Consider the following 22709-nt stretch of genomic DNA (forward strand, 5'->3'; position numbering starts at 1 on the left):
AGCTCAGCGCACTGCCTCCAGGACGTCGGCGCAGCCCAGCGTGTCGGCGATCTCGCCGAGCGCCTCGCCGGTGAGTGCGCCGTCGCCGCTGAGAGCCAGCAGCGCCTTGTTGCTCATGCCGAGGTCGACCAGTATGTCGGCGTCGCCGAGCGGGCCGACGGGTGCGGCCGCCTCGGTCGGTCCGGGGACGACATCGTCGTCGTCCGCGTCCTCGTCACCCTCCTCGGTGCCGTCGAGGTCGACGAGGTCGTCGAGGTTGTCGGCGGCGCCGGGGTCCCGCCCGAGCAGTTCGTCGGTGAGCAGGATCTCACCGTACGAGCTGCGGGCGGCGGCGGCCGCGTCGGATACGTAGATCCTGGGATCCTCCTCACCATCGACCCGGACGACGCCGAACCAGGCGTCCTCCTGCTCGATGAAGACCAGGACCGTTTCCTCCTCGGCCGAAGCCTCACGGGCCAGGTCGGTCAGGTCGCCGAGGGTTTCCACATCGTCGAGATCGGTCTCGCTCGCTTGCCAACCGTCCTCGGTGCGCGCGAGCAGTGCGGCGAAGTACACCGTGACTCTCCCACAGGTCTCAGGCCGTCCGGACTGGGCGGAGCCGTACGTGATTCTCTCCCCGCCCACTCGGCATCGTGGCAGAAACCCGGGCTCTGCGAGAGGTCTTCCGCGCTGCGTCGTGCCTGGCCTTCAAGCTTTTTTGCCTGCGGAGGGGGTGCGGAGGGCCTGTGCCTGCCCTGCGCAGGCACTGCGGACTACCAGCGGAAGGTCCGCATGCGCATCTGCTGGCGCGCGCGTGCCGCCCGCGCGCGGCGCGGCTGGACGCGCTCGCGCAGCTCTTTCGCCTCGTTCAGCTCCCGCAGGAACAGGGCGCGCCGCCGTCGCCGCTCGGCGTCGCTCTCTCCCGGCATACGGGGTTCGTCGCGCTCGGCTGCCATTGGGCACCACCCCTGCTGCTGATCCACTGGGCACTGCGCACTGGGCGTATGTGCAGGACTTCCCTCTCCAGTGTGGTTTGAAGCGCCGACTTGCGCATGCGGCGGAGGGCCGCCGTACGCGGATAGAGTCGTGTCCATGCGGATCCACGTAGTCGACCACCCGCTGGTGGCGCACAAACTCACCACTCTGCGCGACGAGCGCACCGACTCGCCGACCTTCCGGCGGCTGGCCGACGAACTGGTCACCCTCCTCGCCTACGAGGCGACCCGCGATGTGCGCACCGAGCAGGTCGACATCGCGACCCCTGTGGCCAAGACCACAGGCGTACGCCTCTCCCACCCCCGCCCGCTGGTCGTCCCGATCCTGCGGGCCGGCCTGGGCATGCTCGAAGGCCTCGTACGCCTCCTGCCGACCGCGGAGGTCGGCTTCCTCGGCATGATCCGCGACGAGGAGACGCTGGAGGCCAAGACCTACGCCACCCGCATGCCGGAGGACCTCTCCGGCCGCCAGGTGTACGTCCTGGACCCGATGCTCGCCACCGGCGGCACCCTGGTCGCCGCGATCAACCTGCTCATCGAGCGCGGCGCGGACGACGTCACCGCCGTCGTGCTGCTGGCCTCGCCCGAGGGCGTCGCCACGATGGAGGAGGCGCTGGCCGGCAAGCCGGTCACCGTCGTCACGGCGGCCCTGGACAGCCACCTCAACGAGCACGGCTACATCGTGCCGGGCCTCGGCGACGCGGGCGACCGCCTGTACGGGACGGCGACCTAGGTGTATTGACCCGCAGGGTTGTTGACGCGGCTGATCGGGGGCTGGCCTTTGAGTGCGGTGTGGCTGCGATGGTGGTTGTAGCTGTGGAGGAAGTCTGTCAGGGCGGCTGTGCGCTGGTCGTTGCTGGTGTAGGGCTGTAGGTAGGCCCATTCGTCGAGCAGGGTGCGGTTGAAGCGTTCGACTTTGCCGTTGGTCTGGGGCCGGTAGGCGCGGGTGAGTTTGCCGGTCGCGTCCAGGTCGGTGAGGGCCTGCTTCCATTGGGTGCTTTTGCGGTAGGACCAGGCGTTGTCGGTCAGCACGCGTTCGATGCGGTGGATGCCGCAGGTGGTGAAGAAGGCGGCGGCCCGGCGGAGGAAGTCGGCGCAGGTGGCGGCTTTCTCGTCGGGGTGGATCTCGCTGTAGGCCAGGCGGGTGTGGTCGTCGACGGCGGAGTGGACGTAGTCGAAGCCGACGCCGGTCTTGGTGGCGCGGGAGGCCTGGCGGCCGAGTGTTTTGTGGCCGCCGCCGTCGGGGATCCGTCCGAGTTTCTTCACGTCCACGTGGATGAGCTCGCCGGGGCGGTCGCGTTCGTAGCGGCGGATGACCTGGCCGGTGGGGCGGTCCAGGAAGGCCAGGCGGTGCAGGCCGTGGCGGGTCAGGATGCGGTGCACGGTCGAGGCGGGCAGGCCCAGGATCGGGCCGATGCGGGCCGGGCCGAGCTTGCGCTCGCGGCGCAGACGGCAGACGTCCTGCTCGGTCGCGGCCGGGGTGCGGTGCGGGGTCGTGCGGGGACTGCTGGGCCGGTCGTGCAGGCCCGGCTCGCCCTCGGCCCGCCACCGGCGGACCCATTTGTGGGCGGTGGCGCGGGAGACACCCATCTCAGCGGCCACGTGGGCGACGGGCCGGCCCGAGGTGACACGCTCGACCAGCAGTCGCCTGCCGTGAACGGTCAGCCGGGCATTACGGTGGGACACGAAGACCTCCGGTGTGGTGCGGTCCTAGACAGCTCCACCACACCGGAGGTCTTCACCTTTGATCAAGCACGACACGTGTCAACAACGCTCGTGATCAATACACCTAGGGCCTGTCCGGCGGATCTTGGCCTGGTCCGAGACGCCACAGCGACATCAGCCGCCGGCGCGGCGGGCGGCACCTCGCGGCGTTGCCGGAGTGCCCGCAGGAAACCACCCTGCGGGCACTCCGGCGCCTTGCGATGCACCGCACAGGACGCCGCGGCCTGTCCGGCCAAGATCCGCCGGACAGGCCCTAGCAGCCGGCCCCGCTGTTCGCGCTGGGCGCGGGTGACGGACTGGCTTTGGCCTGCGCCGCCCGCGCCTTCAGCGTCTTCAGGGTCTTGGCCGTGGCCTTCTCGGCGGACAGCTTCTTGAAGGCGTTGCCGATCATCAGGTCGACCACCGCGCCGGACCGCTTGGCGTCGATCTGCGTCACCGTGCCGGTGAGCTGGGCGCCCACCACCTGGAGGGCGGCCACCGCCTTCGTACCGCCGACCAGCAGCGCGGACTGCTTGACCTTGCGGTCGTACTCGGGCGGCGCGTTGCCGAAGGTGCCGATCTTGAAGCCGCGCGCCGCGAGCTCGTCGGCGGTGTCCTTGGCCAGGCCGCTCTTCGCGGTGGCGTTGTAGACGTTGATCGTCACCTCGCCCGTCTCCGGCAGCTTCGTCACCAGCGGCAGCGCCGCCGCGGACGCCGCTGCCGCCGATGCCTTCGCCGACGCCGCCTCGCACTCGCGCTTCTTGGCGGCCGCGGCCTGCGCGATGCTGGCCGGGTCCTTGCCGTTCCCGCCGAAGACATCGATGAGCTGCAGGGTGCCGTATCCGATCAGGCCGACCACGACGACCGTCGCGATGACGGCCGCCAGAATGCGGCCCCGATTTCTTGGGCGTCGCATCCGCGGGTACTGGGTCCCGGTGATGCGGTACTTCCCGCCCATTCCGGGGGGAGTCAGCATGCTCATAGGCGCAGCGTAATCCGCGATTCGGTCCAGGCCTACTAAATGATCAACCAATGGGGCGGAGTTGAACCCGAAAGGACGAACGGCAGGCTGACGACGGCTCAGTCACAGTCCTCTGTTCGAGGCTCAGTCCATTTCGAGCACGCGCGCGTGCAGCACCTGTCTCTGCTGCAGGGCGGCCCTTACGGCGCGGTGGAGCCCGTCCTCCAGGTACAGGTCGCCCTGCCACTTCACGACATGCGCGAAGAGGTCGCCGTAGAAGGTGGAGTCCTCCGCGAGCAGGGTCTCCAGATCCAGCTGCCCCTTCGTCGTGACCAGCTGGTCGAGGCGCACCGGGCGCGGTGCGACGTCCGCCCATTCGCGGGTGCTTGTCCGGCCGTGGTCGGGGTACGGCCGCCCGCTTCCGATGCGCTTGAAGATCACACGGAAAGCCTACCGGGCAAGCGTGTACGGGCGCAGCCTCGGCGCATGAGTGCGATGGTGGGGAAAGCTGATGAAAGCAGCCGATAACGGGAGCTAGCACCATGTCGACGGATGCCGATCCCGCTCGCGATCCCGCCTCCGATACCGCCCTCGAGATCATCGCCAAGGGCTACGCCTTCACGGGCCCGTCCCTGGAGCTGGGATCCCTCCTCTGGGACGGCGGCTGCCACCCGGACTTCCCCATCCGCATCCCCCTCTGCATGCTCAACCGCCACGGCCTCGTCGCCGGCGCCACCGGCACCGGCAAGACCAAGACCCTCCAGCTCATCGCCGAGCAGCTCTCCGCCGCCGGCGTCCCCGTCTTCCTCGCCGACATCAAGGGTGACGTCTCCGGCATCTCCGCCCCGGGAGCCCCCGGCGACCGCGTCACCCGGCGCGCCGCCGAGGTCGGCCGGCCATGGGCCCTGGCCGCCTTCCCCGCCGAGTTCTACGCCCTCGGCGGCATGGGCACCGGCATCCCCCTGCGGGCGACGGTGACCAGCTTCGGTCCCGTACTGATGTCCAAGGTCCTCGGCCTCAACCCCACCCAGGAGCAGTCCCTCGGCCTGATCTTCCACTACGCCGACACCAAGGGCCTGGAGCTGACCGACCTCAAGGACCTGCGGGCGGTGGTCACCTTCCTGACCTCCGACGCGGCCGGCAAGGCCGAGCTCAAGAGCATCGGCGGCATCTCCCCCGCCACCGCCGGCGTGATCCTGCGCACACTGACCGCCTTCGAGGCCCAGGGCGCCGGCACCTTCTTCGGCGAGCCCGAATTCGACACCTCCGAGCTGCTGCGCACGGCGCCGGACGGCCGGGGCATCGTCTCCGTCCTCGAACTCCCCGAGGTCCAGGACCGCCCCCAGCTCTTCTCCACCTTCCTTATGTGGCTCCTCGCCGACCTCTTCGAGGACCTCCCCGAAGTCGGCGACCTCGACAAGCCCAAGCTCGTCTTCTTCTTCGACGAGGCGCATCTTCTCTTCTCCGGCGCCTCCAAGGCCTTCCTCACCGCCATCACCCAGACCGTCCGCCTCATCCGTTCCAAAGGCGTCGGCATCTTCTTCGTCACCCAGACCCCGAAGGACGTCCCCTCCGACGTCCTCGCCCAGCTCGGCAACCGCGTCCAGCACGCCCTGCGCGCCTTCACCCCCGACGACGCGAAGGCCCTGCGCGCCACCGTCCAGACCTTCCCCAAGTCCCCCTACGACCTCGCCGCCGTCCTCCCCGCCCTCGGCACCGGCGAAGCCGTCGTCACCGTCCTCAGCGAAACCGGCGCCCCCACCCCCGTAGCCGCCACCCGCCTCCGCGCCCCCCAGTCCCTCATGGGCCCCCTCGACCCCACCGCCCTCACCACCGCCGTCACCGGCTCCCCGCTCCACGCCCGCTACGCCCAGGCCATCGACCGCGAATCCGCCTACGAGAAGCTCACGTCCAAACCCGCGCCCAAACCCGCGCCCGCGAAGCCGCGCCCCGAGGAACCCAAGCCCGCAGAACCCGAACCCGGTGTCATCGAGCAGGTCGTCCACAGCGGCGTCTTCAAATCCCTCGCCCGCTCCGTAGGCACCCAGCTGGGCCGCGAGATCACCCGCTCCCTCTTCGGCACCGCCAAGCGCTCCCGCCGCCGCTAGCTAGGGCCTGTCCGCAGAACGCAAAGACCCCCCACGCACCCGCCAGAGCTCACCTACCCTTGCTGCCTTCCGGCCCTGGGGGGGTTCAGCGAGATAGCGCCACGTGAGGGGCTGCGCCCAGCCTACCCGATCCGATCACCCCCGATCGAGTTCGCTAGCACCCCCTCCCGTCTTGTAGTGTTTGCGGCGGAGGATTCGCCTAGTGGCCTAGGGCGCACGCTTGGAAAGCGTGTTGGGGGCAACCCCTCACGAGTTCGAATCTCGTATCCTCCGCACCCGCCTGACCAGGCGAAACGAAGAGCCGGACCGTGATCATGGTCCGGCTCTTCGGCATGGTTGGGTTGCAGTTTGGGTTGCATTTATTTCGGTCAAAATGGGCAATTCGGCAACGAGTAAGGAACGGCTACGCTCACGCTCCCGCCGGTCCCACTTGGCCCCATTCAACCCGGGGCAATCGCGGTGAGGTCGGCAGCGTCAGCTGTTGGGGGCGCGAGCAAGCCCTTCCCCTGCACATCAGGCGCTCAAGATGGCTTCAGATCTACTTCCGGGCGAGTAGCCTCACGTGCCCTCAACTGCAGCCCCTCGTCAGACGCTGTGTTGCGGCCTCACGCGCGGCGAGCCCCGCTTTTGCCTAGGAGCTGGGAAACCCGTTGAGGGCTGACCTTGAGCACAGAGGCGATTTCCCGCCCGGATAGTCCCAGCGAGTCCAAGCGGCGAGCCACCTTCCGGCGCTGCGCGGCAGCACGCTCCTGCGCGGCCTCCGCTTCCTGATCGGCCTCACGCAGCCCGATAAGTTCACCGTCTACTCCGGCCCCGATCTCCGGCGTGACCTTCACGTCAAAGGAGTCCACTGGGACATCCAGCAGCAGGGCGCCGGGCTGGCCCGCGCGCATGGAGTAGATGTGGAGTGACCTCTGTCTCCTGCCGCTCACCTGGGCGAACAGGGCGGTCTTCGTCTCAACTCGGCGGCGTGGACCGTCAAGGTCAGCTGACTCGCGCCGCCGCAGTGCGGCTGCGTTTCCCTGCTATGGGGTGCGTTGCACCGGGTTGATCTCGAAGAGGCCGCAGACACGTAGGTGGTACCGAATGAGTACGGTCCGGTGGCTGGCGGGCGGGTAGACCCGGATGTAAGCCGACGTCGGTCGGCACTTCGGCACGACGTCAGGATTGTTGGTGCGGATCGTTGCGTAGCCGACCGGTGCGGGCGGACCTGCACGGTGGTCACGGGCTGACCGGTGCGAGCGGCGGGGGCGCCGATCTGGTGGTGGCGGATGTTCACGACACTCACGCCGGGGTAGCCGCGCAGGGCGCAGGTGTGCCTGGAGGTGTTGGTGAACCGGATGGGGTAGAAGAGTGAGCCCGCGCCGCCCGAGACCGGGCCGATGGACAGGTGCAGGTCGGCTACGTGGCAGGTCGGGGTGGCCGGGGAGGTCTGCGCGGCTTGGGCTCCGCCCAGGGCGGTGCCGGTGGCGCCCAGGACGAGGGCAGCGGTAATGGCCGCCGCGCGCTTGGGGACGCGGATGGGGATCATGACGCACGCTTCCGTGCCGGTGAAAGACAGCGGCCCCGCATCCGGCGGGACCAGAGCGGTGGGAGCCGGAGGCCCGGCTCAGGGTGCTGCGCGTGAGCTTGCAGCTCACATCTATTGAGACGACGAACGCCCGCGGGAAGTTCGCATCGGTGTGGCGGGATTTCGACAGCAGGCGCTCGCCATCCGGAAGTTTTACAGGTGAAATTCATGTTCGTTTGAGGAGGTGCTGGCCGCGGGCGGCTCTGTCCGGGGCCGAGCGAGATCCACGAGGAGGACCTCGTGGCCACCGGGTTGACCTCGAAGCCCGGTTCGGAGCCGCCCGACCAGGCGAACGCGTTGTCTCCGGCGAGGTGCTGGAAGAAGCCCATGGCCATCTGGCTGCGGCAGGCGTTGTGGACGCACAGGAAGAGCACGACGGGTTTGCCGTCGGTGTGGTGGCCTTCGACCTTGGCCGAAGCACGCAGCCGCTGGCGGGCAAACCGTTCGGCGATGAGCAGGAGGGTTCGATTCTGTGGTGGGTCAGCGAGCGCCCAGCAGGCCGGCGAGCAGTTGGAGTCGCTCGGCGTCGGGGCTGCCCTCGGCGGCGGTGCAGACCATGAGCGCGGGGCCGGGGTTGCCCGGTATCGGGTAGGCGTCCCAGTCCAGGTTCAGTTCGCCGGCCAGGGGGTGGTTGAGGCGCATTTGGCCGCGGGTCGGTTCCTCTACGTCGTGGAGGGCCCACAGCCCCGCGAACTCGTCGCTGCGGACCGCGAGTTCACCCACCAGCTCGATCGCGCGCGGGTGTCCCGGATCGGCGGCGACCTGCGTCCGCAGCATCCCGATCAGCTCCGCGACGGTGGCCGCCCGGTTCGGGCACGCCCGGTCGGCCTCGGGGTGCAGGAACAGCGCCAGCAGGTTCCGCTCCCTCTGCGGCTGCCGGGTGAACTCCCCCAGCAGGGCACCGCCGAGCGGGTTCCAGGCCAGCACGTCCAGGAAACGGCCGACGACCAGAGCGGGCGAGGTCATGGTGTGCAGCAGTCGTAGCGTGGTGTCGGGTACCTCCTCCGGCTCGTACGAACGCGGGAGGCGGGCCGGTGTGCGTGCGGCGGCGGCGAGGCTGTGCAGGTGGCGGGTCTCCTCGGCGGAGAAGTTGAGGGCGCGTGCGAGGGCGTCCAGGACCTGTTCGGAGGGGCGGACGTCGCGTCCCTGCTCCATGCGCTGGTAGTAGTCCGAGCTCACCCCGGCCAGCAGCGCCAGTTCCTCCCGCCGCAGCCCGGCGACGCGCCGCCGCGGGCCGGGCTCCAGGCCGACGTCCTGTGGTCGCAGCCGAGTTCGGCGGGTGCGCAGGAACTCGGCGAGTTCGCGTCGGGGATCGTCGCTCATGGCGAGGGGGGCGTCGGTCACGGCGTCAGTATGCCGCGAGCGCGGCTCGCGAGGGTGGGTCTGCCAGACCCAGGAAAAGGCGAACGACCGTGATGCCGTACGCAGGGTCCAGGATCGGTTGCACCACAGCCGGTCACGGAAGGACAGCGACATGAAGGCCGTTCAGATCATGGGTTTCGGTACGGCGGACGTTCTGCGGATCAATGACGTGGACCGTCCCGCTCCCGGCGCGGGTGAGGTACTGGTGTCGGTCGAGGCGTCCAGCGTGAACGGACACGATGTGATCGTCCGGGCCGGGGAGTTGAAGATGGTGTCGGGACGCCGGTTCCCGATCGGTGTGGGACTGGACTTCGCGGGCACCGTCACCGCGACCGGCGCCGGTGTCGAGAGTTACCGGGTCGGGGACCGGGTGTGGGGCATGGTGCATCCCCGTCAGCGGCACACCACCGCGGGGGCGGCCGAGTACGTGGTGGTCTCCGCGGACCGGATCGCGCACGCCCCGGCGGACCTCTCGTCGGTCGAGGCGGCCTCCCTGGTCGTCGCGGGTTCCACGGCGCTGATCGCGCTGCGCGACAGCGTGCACCTCAAGAGCGGGGAACGGGTCCTGGTCCGGGGCGCGGCCGGCGGAGTCGGCACGGCCGCCGTGCAGCTGGCGCACGCCATGGGCGGCCATGTGACCGCTCTGGCCCGCGACCGCCACGCCGAGCTCCTCACCGACCTCGGCGCCGACGAGGTCCTGGACTACGGCTCCACCACCTCGGACCGGATCGGGCCGTTCGACGTCATCGTCGACACGGTCGGCTCGGAACTGCACTGCTACCGAAGCCGGTTGGCCAAGGGCGGCCGGATGGTCACCGTCGGACTGTCCCCGTCCGCCCTGGCCGCGATCGCCGCGTCGAGCGTGCACGGCTCCCGCCGCATCCGCACCTTCAGCGCCAACCCCGAAACCCCCGTACTGCGCGATGTGGCCGGCCATGTCACCTCGGGTGCGCTGCGCCCGGTGATCGACAGCGTGTACCCGCTCGCGGACATCGCCGCGGCACATGAGGCGTTCGAGCGCGGCGGCGTCGTGGGCAAGCACGTGGTGACGGTGCCGCGTACCTCCGTCTGACGGAGTCCGGTCAGTGGGGTGCGGTCAGTGGGGTGCGGTGCGCAGGTCGATGCCACGGACCTGGGCGTCCGCGGTCACGATCCGGGTCGCCATCCGTGACAGCCGCTTCCGGTCGGTTTCGGGCAGCGGCTCGACACACCACTCGATCCGCTCGGCGAACTGAGCGGCGACCTGCTCGACGAGCTGCCGGCCCGCGTCGGTGATCGACACCTGGAACGAGCGGCGGTCGACGGCGCTGGCCGTGCGGGTGACCAGGCCGCGGCGCTGCGCGCGGTCGACCAGGCCGGTGATCGAGGACTTGTCGAGGCCGAGGTGGCGGCCGAGCTGGTTCATCGTCGGCTCCCGGTCCCGAAGTATCCCGAGCATCCGGGTCTGGACGACCGACAGGTCGTACTGCCCGGCGATCTCGGCCAGGGCGCTCTGCACCAGGAACGACAGCTGGGCAAGGGCGTCGACCAGCCCGAAATCCTCGTCTGCGGGCGACGGCACGGGCGACGGCACGGGCGGGGGTGGCATGTCGTGGGATGACGTCATGTCCCGATTCTACTTGCAAAGGTACGTGGCACCTACTAGTTTAATTCGTGGCACGAACTAAATCCTTCGTGGCACCTACTAAATCCTTCGTCCCGCGTACCAAATCTGAGGAGAGCAGCCATGGACATCCACGCTGCGGTGGTCCACTCGTTCGACAACCCGCCCCGCTACGAGCCCTTCGACCTGCCCGCTCCCTCCGACGAGGACCAGGAACTTGTCGACGTCCTCGCGGTGGGCCTGCACCCACGGGTGCGTACCGGCGCGTCGGGCAGCCACTACACCAGCACCGGCAAGCTGCCGATGGTGCCCGGTGTCGACGGGGTCGGCCGGCGGGAAGACGGCAGGCTTGTGTACTTCGTCGCCGATGACGAACTCGTCGGCCCGATGGCCACCCGGACCGTCATCGACAGCCGCCACAGCATCCCGCTGCCCGACGGCGCGGACGTGGTGAAGATCGCCGCGGCGATGAACCCGGCCATGTCGTCCTGGGTGGCGCTGCGCCGCCGCGTCCCGATCGAGGCCGGACAGTCGGTGCTGATCCTCGGCGCGACCGGCAACGCCGGCCAGATGGCCGTCCAGGTAGCCAAGCGCCTCGGCGCCGGCCGGGTCGTCGGCGCCGGCCGCGACCAGGCACGCCTGGCGACCCTGCCCGGGCTCGGCGCGGACGCGACCGTCGCACTCACCGACGACGCCACCGCCACCGCGGCGGCCCTGGCCAAGGAGGCCGCCGAGGTCGACCTGGTCATCGACTACCTGTGGGGCAAGCCCGCCGGGGACGCGATCATGGCGGTGCTCCAGGCCCGCCCCGACCGTAGCCGCGCCCTGAACTGGATCCAGATCGGCGCCATGGCCGGCCCCACCATCGAACTCCCGTCAGTGGCACTGCGCTCGGCGAACTTCCGGCTCCAGGGCAACGGCCAGGGCGCGGTCTCGACCAGGACGTACCTGGAGGAACTGCCGTCCCTCGTCGACGAGATCGAGGCCGGAGGTCTCGCGGTCACCGCCAAGGCGGTACCGCTCGCCGACGTCGAAACCGCGTGGAACGCACCCGAGGTCCCCGGTGTGCGCACCGTCCTGGTGCCCTGAACCCGGCAAGGCCGCCATACATCTCGTCCTGGAGTTACCGAAGGAGCACTGAGCCATGTCACACACCACCGGCACAGATGTGATCATCTGCGGGACCGGCGCGGCCGGGCTGACCCTCGCCATCGACCTCGCCCGCAGGAACGTCGCCTTCCTGCTGATCGACAAGGCGCCGCAGCCGTTCATCGGCTCCCGCGGCAAGGGCATCCAGCCCCGCAGTCAGGAGGTGTTCGAGGACCTCGGCGTGATCGACCGGATCGTCGCCTCCGGTGGCGAGTACCCCGTCCAGCGCATCTACACCGACGACGGACCCATCGACCAGGTAGGCGTGGAGATGCCGGAGCCGACGCCGGAGGAGCCGTACCAAATACCTTTGCTCGTTCCGCAGTTCCTCACCGAGCGCCGGCTGCGCGAGCGACTGGCCGAACTCGGGCACGCCCCGCGCTACGGCAATGAACTCGTCGGCTTCGACCAGGACGCCGACGGCGTCACCGCGCGGATCGCCACTCCGGACGGCGAACAGGCCGTACGGGCCGCCTACTTGATCGGAGCCGACGGCGGTTCGAGTTTCGTCCGCAAGACCCTCGGTATCGGTTTCCCCGGCAAGACCCTCGGCGTGCGGGCGATCGTGGCCGACGTGTACGTGGACGGCGTGTCGTCGGACGCCTGGCACCGCTGGGGCGAGGACACCGCCGGGCAGGTGTCGATGTGCCCGCTCTACGGCACCGACATGTTCCAGCTCCAGGCACCCGTCCCCTTCGACGTCGACCTGGACCTCCCGGCCGAGGGGCTCACCGCGTTCTTCCGCGAACGCACCGGCCGCGACGACGTTGTCATCCGCTCTGTGTCCTGGGCGTCCGCGTTCAAGATGAACGCCAGGCTGGCCGACACCTACCGGCGTGGACGGGTGTGGCGAGGGTTGCAGTTCGGGTTGCATTCACCCCCGTTCAATGGGGTCCATAGAGGGCCTGGCGAGGAGCTTCACCGCAGGTCAAGACGTTGATGAACCCGTCCGGACAGCCAGACGAACATTTGGAAAGCGTGTTGAGGGCAACCCCTCACGAGTTCGAATCTCGTATCCTCCGCACCCGCCTGACCAGGCGAAACGAAGAGCCGGACCGTGATCACGGTCCGGCTCTTCGGCATGCTTGGGTTGCAATTCGGGTTGCATGTATATCAGGCATTGCAGTCATTTCACCCATCCTGGCGCTGCCAGGCATTCTCACCTCTGCCTCCCGGAGGGAAATCGCTGGGGCTGGTGGCGTCGATGCCGGTACGGTGAGCCGCTTGTCGGGACGACTGGGGAGGGGTGGCGGTGATGGGGGCGACGGCGCTGTGGCGGCCGACGGTCCACCGTTCCGGTGGACGGGCCATGAGGCGCGTCGTCAGACACCTGAAAGTACCCAGACAGGTATGGGTGAACGGACACTGTCGCTGATCTTGTATCGGTGCGGGTGCTCGGCCCATCGGTGGTGACTGGTGCCAGGATGGACTTCTGCCGGACGCCAGAGTGAGGGGGCGGCATGGGCGAGCTGCCACAGTGGCTTGAGAATTGGTTTGCGGAGAACGAGGCCGAGTGCCGAGCACGAGGAACCAAGGTGGTGCTGCGGCTTCGTCCTACTGATGGGCTCCCCCACCGTCCGGGGCGCAAACCGACTGCCGATGCGAAGGTGACGGCCGAAGCGGGGAGCCGGTGGGGCAACGCTGCTGTGTATGCCGGGGGCTGGGGCCACCTCATGGGGATCGATGACGTGACTGAGGTGGTTTGGCAAGCAGACCTTCGCCCCGACTCCCAGGACGAGGTTGATGTGATCATCGGGCACCTGCTGGCCTGGGTCGAGTCGGCAGCTGAGGTGCCGAGCTGGGCCAGGAGCTGAGAGAGGGCAGGGACGCGCTGACACGGTCCTCACCAGCACGACCTAACCCCACTGGGAGTGTCCACGAGCCCGGCCGCCCGCCAGTGCCGGGCTCGTGCCATGAGACCACTCAACGGACATGTAGTCTATGAATCGTCGCAGTTCAGAGCCGGTATCCGAGCTCCTGCGGTCGGTAATCTGAACGAGGATTACGCGGTCCGGATCGCCCGGGACTGGAATGTGCCGGCTTCGGGGGTTGGATACGTGACCCGGTTCGAGGTGGATACGGGGTTCCTGGCTCGTTATCCGGTGCGGCAGGCGGGCGGGGAGACGATTCTGGAGTTGTGGGTTCCGGCGGAGGAACTGGTGGAGTTCAACCGGCACATTGTGGGCCTGATCGAGGTCGTCCATGAGTTCCGGGCAGCCGGCTCGTGATGGGCGGTGGGCGGGCAGCGGTCTTTGTGACCTCCGGGCAGCGGACCAGTACGACCGGGCTGCTCGCAGAAGCGGCGGCTCGGCGCGGCATGGAAGTGCGGGTGCTCACGGACGGGCAGGTGCTGGACGGGCTGGTGGGGCGGGCGGTGCACTGGTACGGGGGTCCGTTGGCTGCCGGCCGGATCGCCAACGTGCTCGGGTTGGGGTTGCTGGAGCCGTCGGACGACTGGTTGGCGCGGTTGCCGGAGGAGTTCACGGGGCGTCGGATCGAGCTGACCACCCTCTCGGAGGCGTGGGCGTTGCGTCGTCCGGTCTTCGTCAAGCCGCCGAGCGCCAAGTCGTTCCCGGCTGCGGTGTACGCCGACGGATCGAGGCTGCCCCGCACGGGTGAGGGGGTGGGCCCGGACACCCCGGCCCTCGTTTCCGACGTGGTGACCTTCGCCGCGGAGTACCGGCTGTTCGTGCTCGACCGCCGGGTCGTGGCCGGGAGCCGGTATGCCGTGTACGGGCGGCTGGACACCGCGCCGCTCGACGGGGATTCGCGTGAGCGGGAGGTGCGACGGTTCGCCGAACGGCTCCTCGCCTCGGTCGGGGAGTCCCTGCCCAGTGCGGTCACCGTCGATGTCGGCCTCGCCCAGGACCCCGACACCGGCCATGAGCGCTGGGCCGTGGTGGAGGCCAATATGCCCTGGTTCTCCCACAGCTACACGGCCCGGGTCGATGCCGTGCTGGACGTCGTCCTGCGCGCAGCAGGTCCTCGCGACCAGCTTTCCCAGGGCGACGTGCCGTTCCTGCACGCGTCGCCAGCATCCGGGTACATATAGGAGTACGTTTTATAGATACGTGCTTCTATATGCGTCCGAGAGAGGTGGCGCGTGGACAAGCCCGCCGAGATGTTCGATCGCGACTACGAGTGGTCGGCGCTGACCCGCTTCATCACCGACCTGCAGCCCGGTGCCACGCTCGGAGTGGTCTCCGGCCGACGCCGCCAGGGCAAGACCTTCCTGCTCGACGCGGCCTGTCGTGCCGAGGGAGGCTTCTATTTCGGCGCGACCGAGGCCGCTGACGCCGAGTCTCTGCGCCGGATCAGCACGGCGCTCACCGCTCATGTCCGGCCCGCGAGCCCCTACCACTTCGCCGATTGGGCCGAAGCCGTCGACGCGCTCCTTGCCCTCGGCTCCGAGCGCCCTTTGCCCGTGGTGATCGACGAGTTCCCGTACCTCGTCAGGGCCAATCCGGAGCTGCCCTCCATCATTCAGGAGGCGTTCCGTCCGCTGCGTGAGCAGCGCACGGGCTCTCGTGCCCGGTTGCTGCTGTGCGGCTCGGCCCTGTCCTTCATGGGCAAGCTGTTGTCCGGCAACGCACCGCTGAGGGGCCGGGCGGGACTGGAGCTTGTGGTGCGCCCCCTCGACCACCGCCTTGCCGCCGAGTTCTGGGACATCACCAACCCCCGGCTGGCCCTGCAGGTCAACGCGATCGTCGGCGGTACGCCCGCCTACCGGCGCGAGTTCGCGCGAGGAGACAGCCCCAGCGGGCCCGACGACTTCGACGCCTGGGTTGTCCGTACGGTTCTGAACCCCGAGACGCCTCTGTTCCGCGAAGCCCGCTATCTGCTGGCCGAGGAGCCCGATCTGCGGGACACCGCCCTCTACCTGTCCGTCCTGGCGGCCGTCGCCGACGGCAACGCGACCCGCGGAGGCATGGCCGGCTACCTGGAACGCAAGGCCACTGACATCGCGCACCCCATCAACGTTCTCGAAGACGCCGGGCTGCTGCACCGCGACGCCGACGCTTTCCGCGACAACCGCCCCACCTACCGGATCGCGGAACCACTGATCGGCTTCTACCACGCAATCATGCGCCCGGTCTGGGACCAGTTGGAGCGGCCCGGCAGCGCCCCCCGGGTCTGGCAGGCCAGCCGTCGCCGCTTCGTCAGCAACGTGCTGGGCCCCCACTTCGAACAGGTCTGCCGTGACTGGGCCCTGCACCATGCCGACCCCGAGCTGCTCGGCGGCCTCCCGGCCCGAGTGGGCCACGGCGTCGTCCATGACCCCAAGGCTCGCACCGGCCATGAGGTCGATGTGGCGGTCGTCGGCATCGCGGACGGCGGCAAGCCGCCGTTGCTCGCCATCGGAGAAGCCAAGTGGAACGACACCATGGGCATCGCCCACATTGAACGCCTCCGGCACATCCGCGACCTCATCGCCCAGGCCGGACGCTACGACACCACCCACACTCAACTCATCTGCTTCAGCGGGGCGGGCTTCAACGACAAGGCCCGCAACGCCGCCGACGTCACCCCTGGCATCCAGCTGATCGATCTGGCAGCCCTGTACGGCCAGGCATAACACCGGCCCTGAGCGAGCTGCTGCCTTGATGTCGATCGGCCTCGGCGAGAATGTCATGATCCAGACCTGAAAGGGCTGGAATCGGTCGAATGCGCGCACAGGTAGAGCGGTTCGCAGCTCTGGCCGGTGACGATGGGACTGGCATGGCAAGTCTCCGATCGGACCGAGGGGGACGAATGGGCAAGCAGGTCAAGTGCGGGTCGACCGATACCAAAACCGCAGGCTCTGGAGTGGCGTGCGAGCGCAGCAGCCCACGACAGCTGATCGGCAGCCTTTACACGGCGACGAGACGGACTCTGTCGCCGCAGAGCTTGACCATGTCGTCGATGTCGGAGGTGAGCAGGACGACCGGCCGCCGGTGCCGCAGGGCCATCTCGGCCACGGCGGCGTCGATGGCGTACTTGTGACCGTGGAGCCCCGCGTTGATCAGCAGGGCGGAGGCGGCCTTGGCCTCCTCGTCGCCGATGTGCACGATCCGCACTCCTGACAGGACCCAGGCGAGCCGTGCCTTGTCGGTGCGGCGGTTTGTGGCTTCGATGATGGTCAGCGCGCTGATCACCACCTCCATGCCCCGCTTGCGAGCTTCCGCGACAAGAGCGACGACTGGCTCGTCATCGGTGACGAACTTCGACAACCCCTCGCAGTCGAGAACGAGAGTGCCTTCGTGAGTCAGCTTGCGGCGGGCCATTCGCCCTCCTCGGCGAACACCTCGTCGAAGACCTGGCGCGCCCGCTCCTGCTCCTGCTCGGAGACCGGCCCCTTACGGCGCTCGTAGTCGGCCAGGTACTCGTCCAGGATCTGGCCGCGCAGCTCACGCTCCACCGCTGCGGTGATGAACGCAGAGAACTCACGCTTGCCGACCCGCCGGCGAATCGCCTCGGCTGTTCCCTCGGGGAGAGAGAGGCTCACCCTGGTGGCAGGCCCCTCTCCGACGCTGTAGGGCATCTCACTCATGAACCGAGATTATCAAAGAAGTAGGAATCATGCCCGGATGTGCCGTCCGCCGGGCATCACGATCCGTGAGTCCAAACGAGTTCTCGGACCGCATCGCGGTCGGGGCCGGCGCCCGGATCGTCGTGCGGCGCGAGCGGCCCCACCCCGGTGCCCCCAACCGAAACGGGGAGGCTGGGAACGTGCCGGCGAGAGGGTTGCGGGTTCGGGTTGCATTCAGCCTCGTTCGTGGGCGTCCACGGGGTGTCTGTCGAAGCGCTCAGCAGCGGGTCGGGACGCTGACGGCCGTTGCCGAACAGCCGGGCGAACATTTGGAAAGCGTGTTGGGGGCAACCCCTCACGAGTTCGAATCTCGTATCCTCCGCACCCGCCCGCCAGGGCAGATGAAGGGCCCGACCGCATCGCGGTCGGGCCCTTCATCGTTCGTAATCTCAGCACTCCCTTGAGCCTTCTCGGTTGGGGCAGCGCCGATATGGGTCAGCTTGCGGCAGAACCATCGCTTGGGGCTGCGGCGACCTTCGAACGTCAACCTACAAGCCCGGAATCCTTGACCGAGGTCGTGGTTCGACGCCAGGGCGAGGATCCCCGCCGTGTTGGCGTTTGAGCAACGACGAGAGCTCCCGCCAGGCGTGCACCAGGTTTCCGACCTTCCGCAATACTGCGGCCAACCGATCCAGCAGGATGCCAAGCAAGCCCAGCAGGGAGGCGACCGCAAGTATCGCGGTGCTCCAACCAGCGGCAATGTTCCACATGGGCCGCTCCGTCACTGCTTGCCGGCCAGTCTGGGATTTCAACACTTGAATCGTCCAACTCTGCCTGGCGGATGTCTGTACCCGCCGAGGTACATCCACCGTGTTGATCATTCAGGCCGAGGGAGAGGAAGCCCGGCATTCGTCGATCCAGCGCCAAGTAGGACCATCGTGCAGCTCCACAAGATCGAAGTCAGCAGCAAGCATGAGGCATTTTTGGATCATGTGAATCACATCTGCCAGCCGGTGGCGCCAGCCCAAGCATCTTGCGGGCTAAGTATACGGCGAGTATGGTCATCTGTATGGCATCAAAGAAGGTGACAGTGACCATCCCCGAGGATCTCCTTGAGGAGATCCGTGCGGAGGCAGATGAACGCGGCATCTCGGCCTACGTCACCGAGGCGCTCCGCTCGAAGCGGGACCGGGACAAGCTCCAGGAACTCGTGCACTGGCTCGAAGAGGAGCACGGACCGGTCACCGATCCCGAGCGTTCGGCGGCGTACGACGCGTTGGAAGACCTCGATGCCGAGCACAAGCGCCGCCAGACCGCCGGTACCAAGCGTGCCGGCGAGGCCGCGTGACCAAGAAGCGCGCCAGCGAGGCGAAGTCACTTCGCGTCTTCGTCCTGGACTGCGAGGCGCTGTCTCTCGCCGTCCGTGGTGATCGCTCGATGATCGCCTGGCTCGACCTCGCTGCGCGCGGGGAAGCCGAGGTGGTGACCTCTCCCATGACACTGGTCGAGGCTTACGACGGAAGAACGACAGAACAGCGCTGGGATTGGGTCCTCTCCCGCGTCAACGTGGCCGACCTGGGCAAGGAGGAAGCCAGGCGGGCGCGCAGACTGTTGGCCGACACCAACCTGCACGGTCACAAGTACGCAATCGACGCCATGCTCGCCGTCGTCGCCCTCTCGCAAAAGGGTCAAGTCACCGTCTTCACCTCCGACGTGGGCGACCTGGAGAAGCTTCTTCCAAACCGAATCGTTGTCAGAAAAGTCTGACTCCGCTGCTGCCGCTCCGTCCCGGCAGGTCCGGGCGCAGTTGCAGTTCCAGTTGCATTCGCCCCCGTTCAGGACCATCCGAAGCCTGGGGGTCAGGCCCCTCCGCCGCAGGTTGGGACGCCCATGGCCGCCCCCGAACGCCCGGGCGGAGACTTGGAAAGCGTGTTGGGGGCAACCCCTCACGAGTTCGAATCTCGTATCCTCCGCACCCGCCCGCCAGGGCAGACATGAAGCCCCGACTGATCATGGTCGGGGCTTCCGTCGTTGCATGGTCTCAGTTCTGGTCTCATGTGCAGCCTGCGCGGGGCTTCTGCCCCGCTATGAGCTGCACGATGGGATGACGAAGGGCATCCGTCGCGCTCCTTGCCGGACGAGCCCATGAAGCAGGGCACGCGTCTGGGCGAGATCCCTGGTGGGGTTTGCCCCCGCTCACGGCCTTCGGTGACGCAGGAGCCTTGTCCGAGTCGGCGACAGATCGGGCCGAGGTTCACAACTTCGCACCATTGGCCGTAGAGGAAGATGGCCGTCGTGACGGGTGGGAAGAGTGCACTGAGCGAACTGCTCCATCGCGCCGGCCTGGAGGTAGTCGGGCACGGCCGGGTCTCCGATGCACGGCCCGCAGCGGCCGCTTGGCGGCCGGTGATCGCAGGGAACGCAGAGCCCACGCTCGCTGTGCCGAACGACCATCCCGACCTGGTCGCCGAGTTGAACCAGCAGTGGCACCGGCTCGCTGTCGAGCACGGCGTGATCAACACCGACGGGGAGTTCCTGATCAGCGTCGCCAATCAGGGCTGCACCTGCTGCGAGCGCGGCCACTGGACCAGAGTGCGGTTGGCGGGGCGCTGGGATCTGGCCGGGCTTCTCGGCCCGAAGCCGGGCCAACCGGAATTCGTGGCCATGTCCCTGGACGGAGAGAGCGTTCTGGGCGCCACCACCGAGGAGTACGCGGTCTGGTTCGTCGCCATCGCCCCGTTCACCGACTGGCTGGAATCGTCGGCACAGGCCCGGGCTGCGGAGAGCGCGGAGGAGCGCAAGGCCGGCTGGAACACCGTCCTGCGGTGGAAGACCGCCCCGGCCGGGCTGCGCGGAGCGTGGCGCGATGGGCTGGCCAGGAACCGTGCCGCGCCGGCGCCCGTGCTGCTCCGTCTCCTCGACGTCGGCCCCGAGGAGCGGCTTCCGTCCTGGCTGATCTACCGGGAACTCCCCGAAGACGTGGTCCGGGCCTGGGTTGCGCACCCCGAGTGGCGAGTACGCAAAGGGCTGGCGGAACGGTGGCTGCTCAACGCCGAACAGCGCGCCGAACTCTTCCACGATCCCGAGCCCAATCACCGGTGGATATTCCTCACGTGCGCCGTGGACGGCCGATCATCACTCACCGATGCGACGTACGCCCAGCTCGCCGCCGATCCCAGCCCGCGCGTGCGCGCCGAACTGGCTCTCCACCGCGATCTGCCGGTGCGGCATCTTGCCGCACTCGCCGTCGACCCGGACCCCCGGGTGCGTGATGCAGCCGCCCCGCGCGCCTGGACTCACCTGGCCCCCTCGACGCAGGCAGCCCTCCTCGCGGACCCCGACGCCGGGGTGCGAGCCGAAGCCGTTCTGAGGCACCACTGCTCCACGCCTCCCACGCCACTTTCGGCGGCTGACTTCGCCGAACTCCCCAGCGACAGGCACCGAGAGCGTGCCGCCCGTACCTGCGTGCTCGCCCGGGAGCTGGCCGAGGACCTGGTCCACGGCACCGAGACCGAGCTGCACAGTGCCGCGGCGCAGAACCCGAACCTGGACGCCGACCTGGTGGCCCTGCTCGGCCAGGACCCCGACCCCCAAGTCCGCCGGCTGGTCTCCATCCGCCCGGACCTCACCGAAGCGGAACGCTCCCGAACAGCGATCGAGTTCGACCCCAAGGCCTGCTGCCACCCGCTCCCGTGGGTCCGGGAACTGGAGGACGACGAGGAGGCCATGCGCCGCTGCGCCACCTCCGCACACGTGATGCTCCGCCGCAGCGCCGCCTGCGCGAAGAACCTGCCACCCGACGTGGTGGACCTGCTGGCGCACGACGAGGACTGGGTCGTCCGGCTCTTCCTGGCCGAACACTGCGCCCAGGCCCCTGCCGACGTGCTGCTGGAAATGGTGGAGAGCTGGGACGGCTACTCGGCTGCACGGATGGTCGAGCACCCCAACTTCCCCCGGCTCGGGACCATGCGCTACGCGGACGATCCCAACCCCCTCAGGCGCAAGCTCGCTCTCCTCGATCCGGAGTCGACCGTCGAACTGGTGGAGCGGTTCAGCAGGGACGCGGACTCAGGTGTCCGCTGGTGCGCCCTGCGCGACCGGCGACTGTCCGCCGCATCCGTGATCCGCCTGCTCGACGACCCCCACCATGGCATCAGGGACGAGGCAGCGGCCGACCCTCGCCTGCCCACCCGCGTCCTGGCCACCCTCCTGCACGACACCGCAACCGCCGCCCGCGCCGCCGCGAACCCGGCTGTTCCCGAAACCGTCATGCAACACCTCCTGGACCGGTAGCCGGGACGCGCTGTCGGTGCCCGCCGCTATGTTCGGGGCCGTGGCCAACTCCTACACCGTGCTGTGGACCAATGACCTGTGCCGTGAACTGATACGCGCAGGCTTCACGGGGCAGCGCCCGACGACGCTGTTCGGCGGTCCCCATCAGTCGCGTCCGAGCTTCCGACGTGCCGGCGTCGCGCCCGGCGACCGGATCTTCGCCGTTCGGGCCTGGCAGGCCGCGCTGTACCCGGTCTGCTCGATGGAGGTCCAGCGGATCGTCGACTACGACAGGGCCGGCGCGGAACTGGCCGACGAGGACTATCCCAAGCTGATCCACTGGCGCCCGTTGAAGAGCGGCTGCATCTCCGAGGTCGTGCTGGGGCCGCCCGGCAGTCCGCTCAGGTTCGACCGGCCGCTGCCCGGAGAGCACCTGGAGCACCTCACCTTCACCTCGCGCCGGGGCGAGCGGAAGCTCAAGTACGTCGAGGACGGCCGGCTCCTGCGGGCGCTGAGCCTGCAGGGGATCTACCGGCTCGCGCCGGAGTCCGCAGACATCATCGCCCGGCATCTCACCGTCGAAGAGGCAGTTGCATGAACGACCTGTCCGAGCTCCTGCTGCGTGTGCGTGACCGCGCTGAGCGGGAGGCAGGGGCCCTTGCCCCGTCCGTCAGCGAACAGGACATCGCCGACGCCGAGCATGCACTCGGTTTCAGCCTGCCGCCGCTGCTCCGCCTGCTGTACCTCCAGGTCGCCAACGGCGGCTTCGGCCCTGAGTACACCCTTCTGCCGCTCGTCGGCGACGGGCGAACCGCCGTATCCGAGTACGGGCCGCTTCAGAACGCTCGCTCGGAATACTGGCCGCGCGGCGTGCTGCCGATCCTGGACTGGGGCTGCGGCATGTACGCCGCTGTCGACTGCCTGGCCCCCGACGCTCCCGTTCTCCTCTTCGAGCCGAATGCCGGCCCTGACGACTGGGCCGACGCGTGGTTCCTGGACTCGCCGTCCGTGGCCCAGTGGCTGACCTCCTGGCTGGACGGGACCGGCTGGTGGGAGGAGGAGGTGATGATGGCCGAGGACGGGCCGCAACCCACGCCCTGGCCCGACGCCGCACGCCGCCTCGCAGCGAGCGGCTGAGAAGTCGCACGGGACATCGACCGGCAAGAAGATCGAGAGCGAGCCCATGCACGTCGCGGTGACGGTCGAGTTGCTCGACTGGCCGCACTCGGCGGCGTGGACCGTCAAGGTCAGCTGACTCGCGCCGCCGCAGTGCGGCTGCGTTTCCCTGCTATGGGGTGCGTTGCACCGGGTTGATCTCGAAGAGGCCGCAGACACGTAGGTGGTACCGAATGAGTACGGTCCGGTGGCTGGCGGGCGGGTAGACCCGGATGTAAGCCGACGTCGGTCGGCACTTCGGCACGACGTCAGGATTGTTGGTGCGGATCGTTGCGTACGCCGACCGGTGCGGGCGGACCTGCTCACCGATTACTCAGCGTG

At 68.6% G+C, this 22709-nt stretch carries 26 protein-coding genes, 1 tRNA gene, 1 other RNA gene and 1 pseudogene; 15 read left to right on the top strand and 14 right to left on the bottom strand.

The window, feature by feature from the left end; all coding sequences use genetic code 11:
* Window positions 1–3 precede the first annotated feature (3 nt).
* Window positions 4–555, bottom strand: a complete 552-nt coding sequence (locus OG607_RS23165; protein WP_405726596.1) for a hypothetical protein — start codon at window positions 553–555, stop codon at window positions 4–6.
* 197 nt (window positions 556–752) lie between these two features.
* A complete protein-coding gene (locus OG607_RS23170) occupies window positions 753–1073 on the bottom strand; it encodes a hypothetical protein (protein WP_405726599.1) in 321 nt (106 codons plus the stop codon).
* On the opposite strand from OG607_RS23170, the gene upp reads away from it, so the two are divergent.
* Window positions 1072–1707, top strand: a complete 636-nt coding sequence (gene upp / locus OG607_RS23175) for a uracil phosphoribosyltransferase (protein ID WP_405726602.1) — start codon at window positions 1072–1074, stop codon at window positions 1705–1707. The two genes, OG607_RS23170 and upp, sit on opposite strands and share 2 nt — an antisense overlap.
* Here upp and OG607_RS23180 read toward each other — a convergent pair.
* The 3 genes from OG607_RS23180 to OG607_RS23190 all read right to left on the bottom strand — a co-directional run bounded on the left by OG607_RS23180 (window position 1704) and on the right by OG607_RS23190 (window position 4080).
* Complete coding sequence (locus tag OG607_RS23180; protein WP_405723995.1) at window positions 1704–2660, bottom strand: IS481 family transposase; 957 nt, start codon at window positions 2658–2660, stop codon at window positions 1704–1706. The two genes, upp and OG607_RS23180, sit on opposite strands and share 4 nt — an antisense overlap.
* A 292-nt stretch (window positions 2661–2952) precedes the next feature.
* Window positions 2953–3660, bottom strand: coding sequence for a LytR C-terminal domain-containing protein (locus tag OG607_RS23185; protein WP_405726605.1), 708 nt, complete (start codon window positions 3658–3660; stop codon window positions 2953–2955).
* A 123-nt stretch (window positions 3661–3783) separates the two neighbouring features.
* Window positions 3784–4080, bottom strand: a complete 297-nt coding sequence (locus tag OG607_RS23190) for a type II toxin-antitoxin system VapB family antitoxin (protein WP_329315766.1) — start codon at window positions 4078–4080, stop codon at window positions 3784–3786.
* A 101-nt stretch (window positions 4081–4181) separates the two neighbouring features.
* Between OG607_RS23190 and OG607_RS23195 the strand changes: the two genes are divergently transcribed.
* Window positions 4182–5747 (top strand): helicase HerA-like domain-containing protein, encoded by a 1566-nt coding sequence (locus tag OG607_RS23195; RefSeq protein WP_405726608.1) that lies wholly within the window; start codon window positions 4182–4184, stop codon window positions 5745–5747.
* Between the two features lie 22 nt (window positions 5748–5769).
* Here OG607_RS23195 and ffs read toward each other — a convergent pair.
* An RNA gene (ffs, locus tag OG607_RS23200) (signal recognition particle sRNA small type) lies at window positions 5770–5860 on the bottom strand.
* 75 nt (window positions 5861–5935) lie between these two features.
* On the opposite strand from ffs, the gene OG607_RS23205 reads away from it, so the two are divergent.
* Window positions 5936–6020, top strand: a tRNA-Ser gene (locus OG607_RS23205).
* 332 nt (window positions 6021–6352) lie between these two features.
* Here the strand turns inward: OG607_RS23205 and OG607_RS23210 are convergent.
* The 4 genes from OG607_RS23210 to OG607_RS23225 form a co-directional block, all read right to left on the bottom strand.
* The gene (locus OG607_RS23210) at window positions 6353–6640 is read right to left on the bottom strand and encodes a hypothetical protein (RefSeq protein WP_405726611.1); all 288 of its coding nucleotides are present in this window, start codon (window positions 6638–6640) and stop codon (window positions 6353–6355) included.
* Between the two features lie 35 nt (window positions 6641–6675).
* Window positions 6676–7278, bottom strand: a complete 603-nt coding sequence (locus OG607_RS23215) for a DUF4232 domain-containing protein (protein ID WP_405726614.1) — start codon at window positions 7276–7278, stop codon at window positions 6676–6678.
* Window positions 7275–7691, bottom strand: coding sequence for a hypothetical protein (locus OG607_RS23220; protein WP_405726617.1), 417 nt, complete (start codon window positions 7689–7691; stop codon window positions 7275–7277). The genes OG607_RS23215 and OG607_RS23220 overlap by 4 nt, the downstream gene beginning before the upstream one ends.
* Window positions 7692–7797: 106 nt before the next feature.
* Window positions 7798–8661 (bottom strand): helix-turn-helix transcriptional regulator, encoded by an 864-nt coding sequence (locus tag OG607_RS23225; RefSeq protein WP_405726620.1) that lies wholly within the window; start codon window positions 8659–8661, stop codon window positions 7798–7800.
* A 130-nt stretch (window positions 8662–8791) separates the two neighbouring features.
* On the opposite strand from OG607_RS23225, the gene OG607_RS23230 reads away from it, so the two are divergent.
* Window positions 8792–9751 carry an NADP-dependent oxidoreductase gene (locus OG607_RS23230; RefSeq protein ID WP_405726623.1) on the top strand — a complete coding sequence of 320 codons (960 nt, stop codon included), beginning with the start codon at window positions 8792–8794 and terminating at the stop codon, window positions 9749–9751.
* Window positions 9752–9775: 24 nt separating this feature from the next.
* Here OG607_RS23230 and OG607_RS23235 read toward each other — a convergent pair whose 3' ends face one another.
* The gene (locus tag OG607_RS23235; protein WP_405726626.1) at window positions 9776–10285 is read right to left on the bottom strand and encodes a MarR family winged helix-turn-helix transcriptional regulator; all 510 of its coding nucleotides are present in this window, start codon (window positions 10283–10285) and stop codon (window positions 9776–9778) included.
* A gap of 120 nt (window positions 10286–10405) precedes the next feature.
* Here OG607_RS23235 and OG607_RS23240 point away from each other — a divergent pair, with 120 nt between their 5' ends.
* The 6 genes and pseudogenes from OG607_RS23240 (at window position 10406) to OG607_RS23265 (ending at window position 16007) form a co-directional block, all read left to right on the top strand.
* Window positions 10406–11371 (top strand): zinc-binding dehydrogenase, encoded by a 966-nt coding sequence (locus tag OG607_RS23240; RefSeq protein ID WP_405726629.1) that lies wholly within the window; start codon window positions 10406–10408, stop codon window positions 11369–11371.
* 55 nt (window positions 11372–11426) lie between these two features.
* Window positions 11427–12371, top strand: a complete 945-nt coding sequence (locus OG607_RS23245; protein WP_405726632.1) for an FAD-dependent monooxygenase — start codon at window positions 11427–11429, stop codon at window positions 12369–12371.
* Window positions 12372–13119: 748 nt separating this feature from the next.
* Complete coding sequence (locus tag OG607_RS23250) at window positions 13120–13245, top strand: hypothetical protein (protein WP_405726635.1); 126 nt, start codon at window positions 13120–13122, stop codon at window positions 13243–13245.
* Window positions 13246–13422: 177 nt separating this feature from the next.
* Window positions 13423–13659: pseudogene (locus OG607_RS23255) on the top strand (ADP-ribosylation/crystallin J1); the annotation flags it as partial.
* Window positions 13659–14483 carry an ATP-grasp domain-containing protein gene (locus OG607_RS23260; RefSeq protein ID WP_405726638.1) on the top strand — a complete coding sequence of 275 codons (825 nt, stop codon included), beginning with the start codon at window positions 13659–13661 and terminating at the stop codon, window positions 14481–14483. The pseudogene OG607_RS23255 and the gene OG607_RS23260, both read left to right, overlap by 1 nt.
* A gap of 51 nt (window positions 14484–14534) precedes the next feature.
* Window positions 14535–16007: an ATP-binding protein gene (locus OG607_RS23265; protein WP_405726641.1), complete on the top strand. Its 1473-nt coding sequence runs from the start codon at window positions 14535–14537 to the stop codon at window positions 16005–16007.
* A 274-nt stretch (window positions 16008–16281) separates the two neighbouring features.
* Here the strand turns inward: OG607_RS23265 and OG607_RS23270 are convergent, their stop codons facing one another.
* A complete protein-coding gene (locus OG607_RS23270; protein ID WP_405726644.1) occupies window positions 16282–16695 on the bottom strand; it encodes a DNA-binding protein in 414 nt (137 codons plus the stop codon).
* Entirely contained in the window at window positions 16677–16961 is a 285-nt protein-coding gene (locus OG607_RS23275; RefSeq protein ID WP_405726647.1) for a hypothetical protein, read from the bottom strand. The genes OG607_RS23270 and OG607_RS23275 overlap by 19 nt, the downstream gene beginning before the upstream one ends.
* Window positions 16962–18009: 1048 nt before the next feature.
* Between OG607_RS23275 and OG607_RS23280 the strand changes: the two genes are divergently transcribed.
* The 5 genes from OG607_RS23280 (at window position 18010) to OG607_RS23300 (ending at window position 22349) form a co-directional block, all read left to right on the top strand.
* The gene (locus tag OG607_RS23280) at window positions 18010–18288 is read left to right on the top strand and encodes a ribbon-helix-helix domain-containing protein (RefSeq protein ID WP_405726650.1); all 279 of its coding nucleotides are present in this window, start codon (window positions 18010–18012) and stop codon (window positions 18286–18288) included.
* Complete coding sequence (locus OG607_RS23285) at window positions 18285–18707, top strand: PIN domain-containing protein (RefSeq protein WP_405726653.1); 423 nt, start codon at window positions 18285–18287, stop codon at window positions 18705–18707. The genes OG607_RS23280 and OG607_RS23285 overlap by 4 nt, the downstream gene beginning before the upstream one ends.
* A gap of 528 nt (window positions 18708–19235) precedes the next feature.
* Entirely contained in the window at window positions 19236–21233 is a 1998-nt protein-coding gene (locus OG607_RS23290) for a PE-PGRS family protein (protein WP_405726656.1), read from the top strand.
* Window positions 21234–21273: 40 nt separating this feature from the next.
* The gene (locus tag OG607_RS23295; RefSeq protein ID WP_405726659.1) at window positions 21274–21810 is read left to right on the top strand and encodes a hypothetical protein; all 537 of its coding nucleotides are present in this window, start codon (window positions 21274–21276) and stop codon (window positions 21808–21810) included.
* On the top strand, window positions 21807–22349 hold the full coding sequence (locus OG607_RS23300; protein ID WP_405726662.1) for an SMI1/KNR4 family protein: 543 nt from the start codon (window positions 21807–21809) through the stop codon (window positions 22347–22349). Before OG607_RS23295 ends, OG607_RS23300 begins: the two co-directional genes overlap by 4 nt.
* Window positions 22350–22500: 151 nt before the next feature.
* On the opposite strand, the gene OG607_RS23305 is transcribed toward OG607_RS23300, so the two are convergent.
* Window positions 22501–22698: a DUF4232 domain-containing protein gene (locus OG607_RS23305; RefSeq protein WP_405736983.1), complete on the bottom strand. Its 198-nt coding sequence runs from the start codon at window positions 22696–22698 to the stop codon at window positions 22501–22503.
* Between the last annotated feature and the right edge of the window lie 11 nt (window positions 22699–22709).

This window comes from Streptomyces sp. NBC_01537 (assembly GCF_045040445.1).
GTDB lineage: Bacteria > Actinomycetota > Actinomycetes > Streptomycetales > Streptomycetaceae > Actinacidiphila.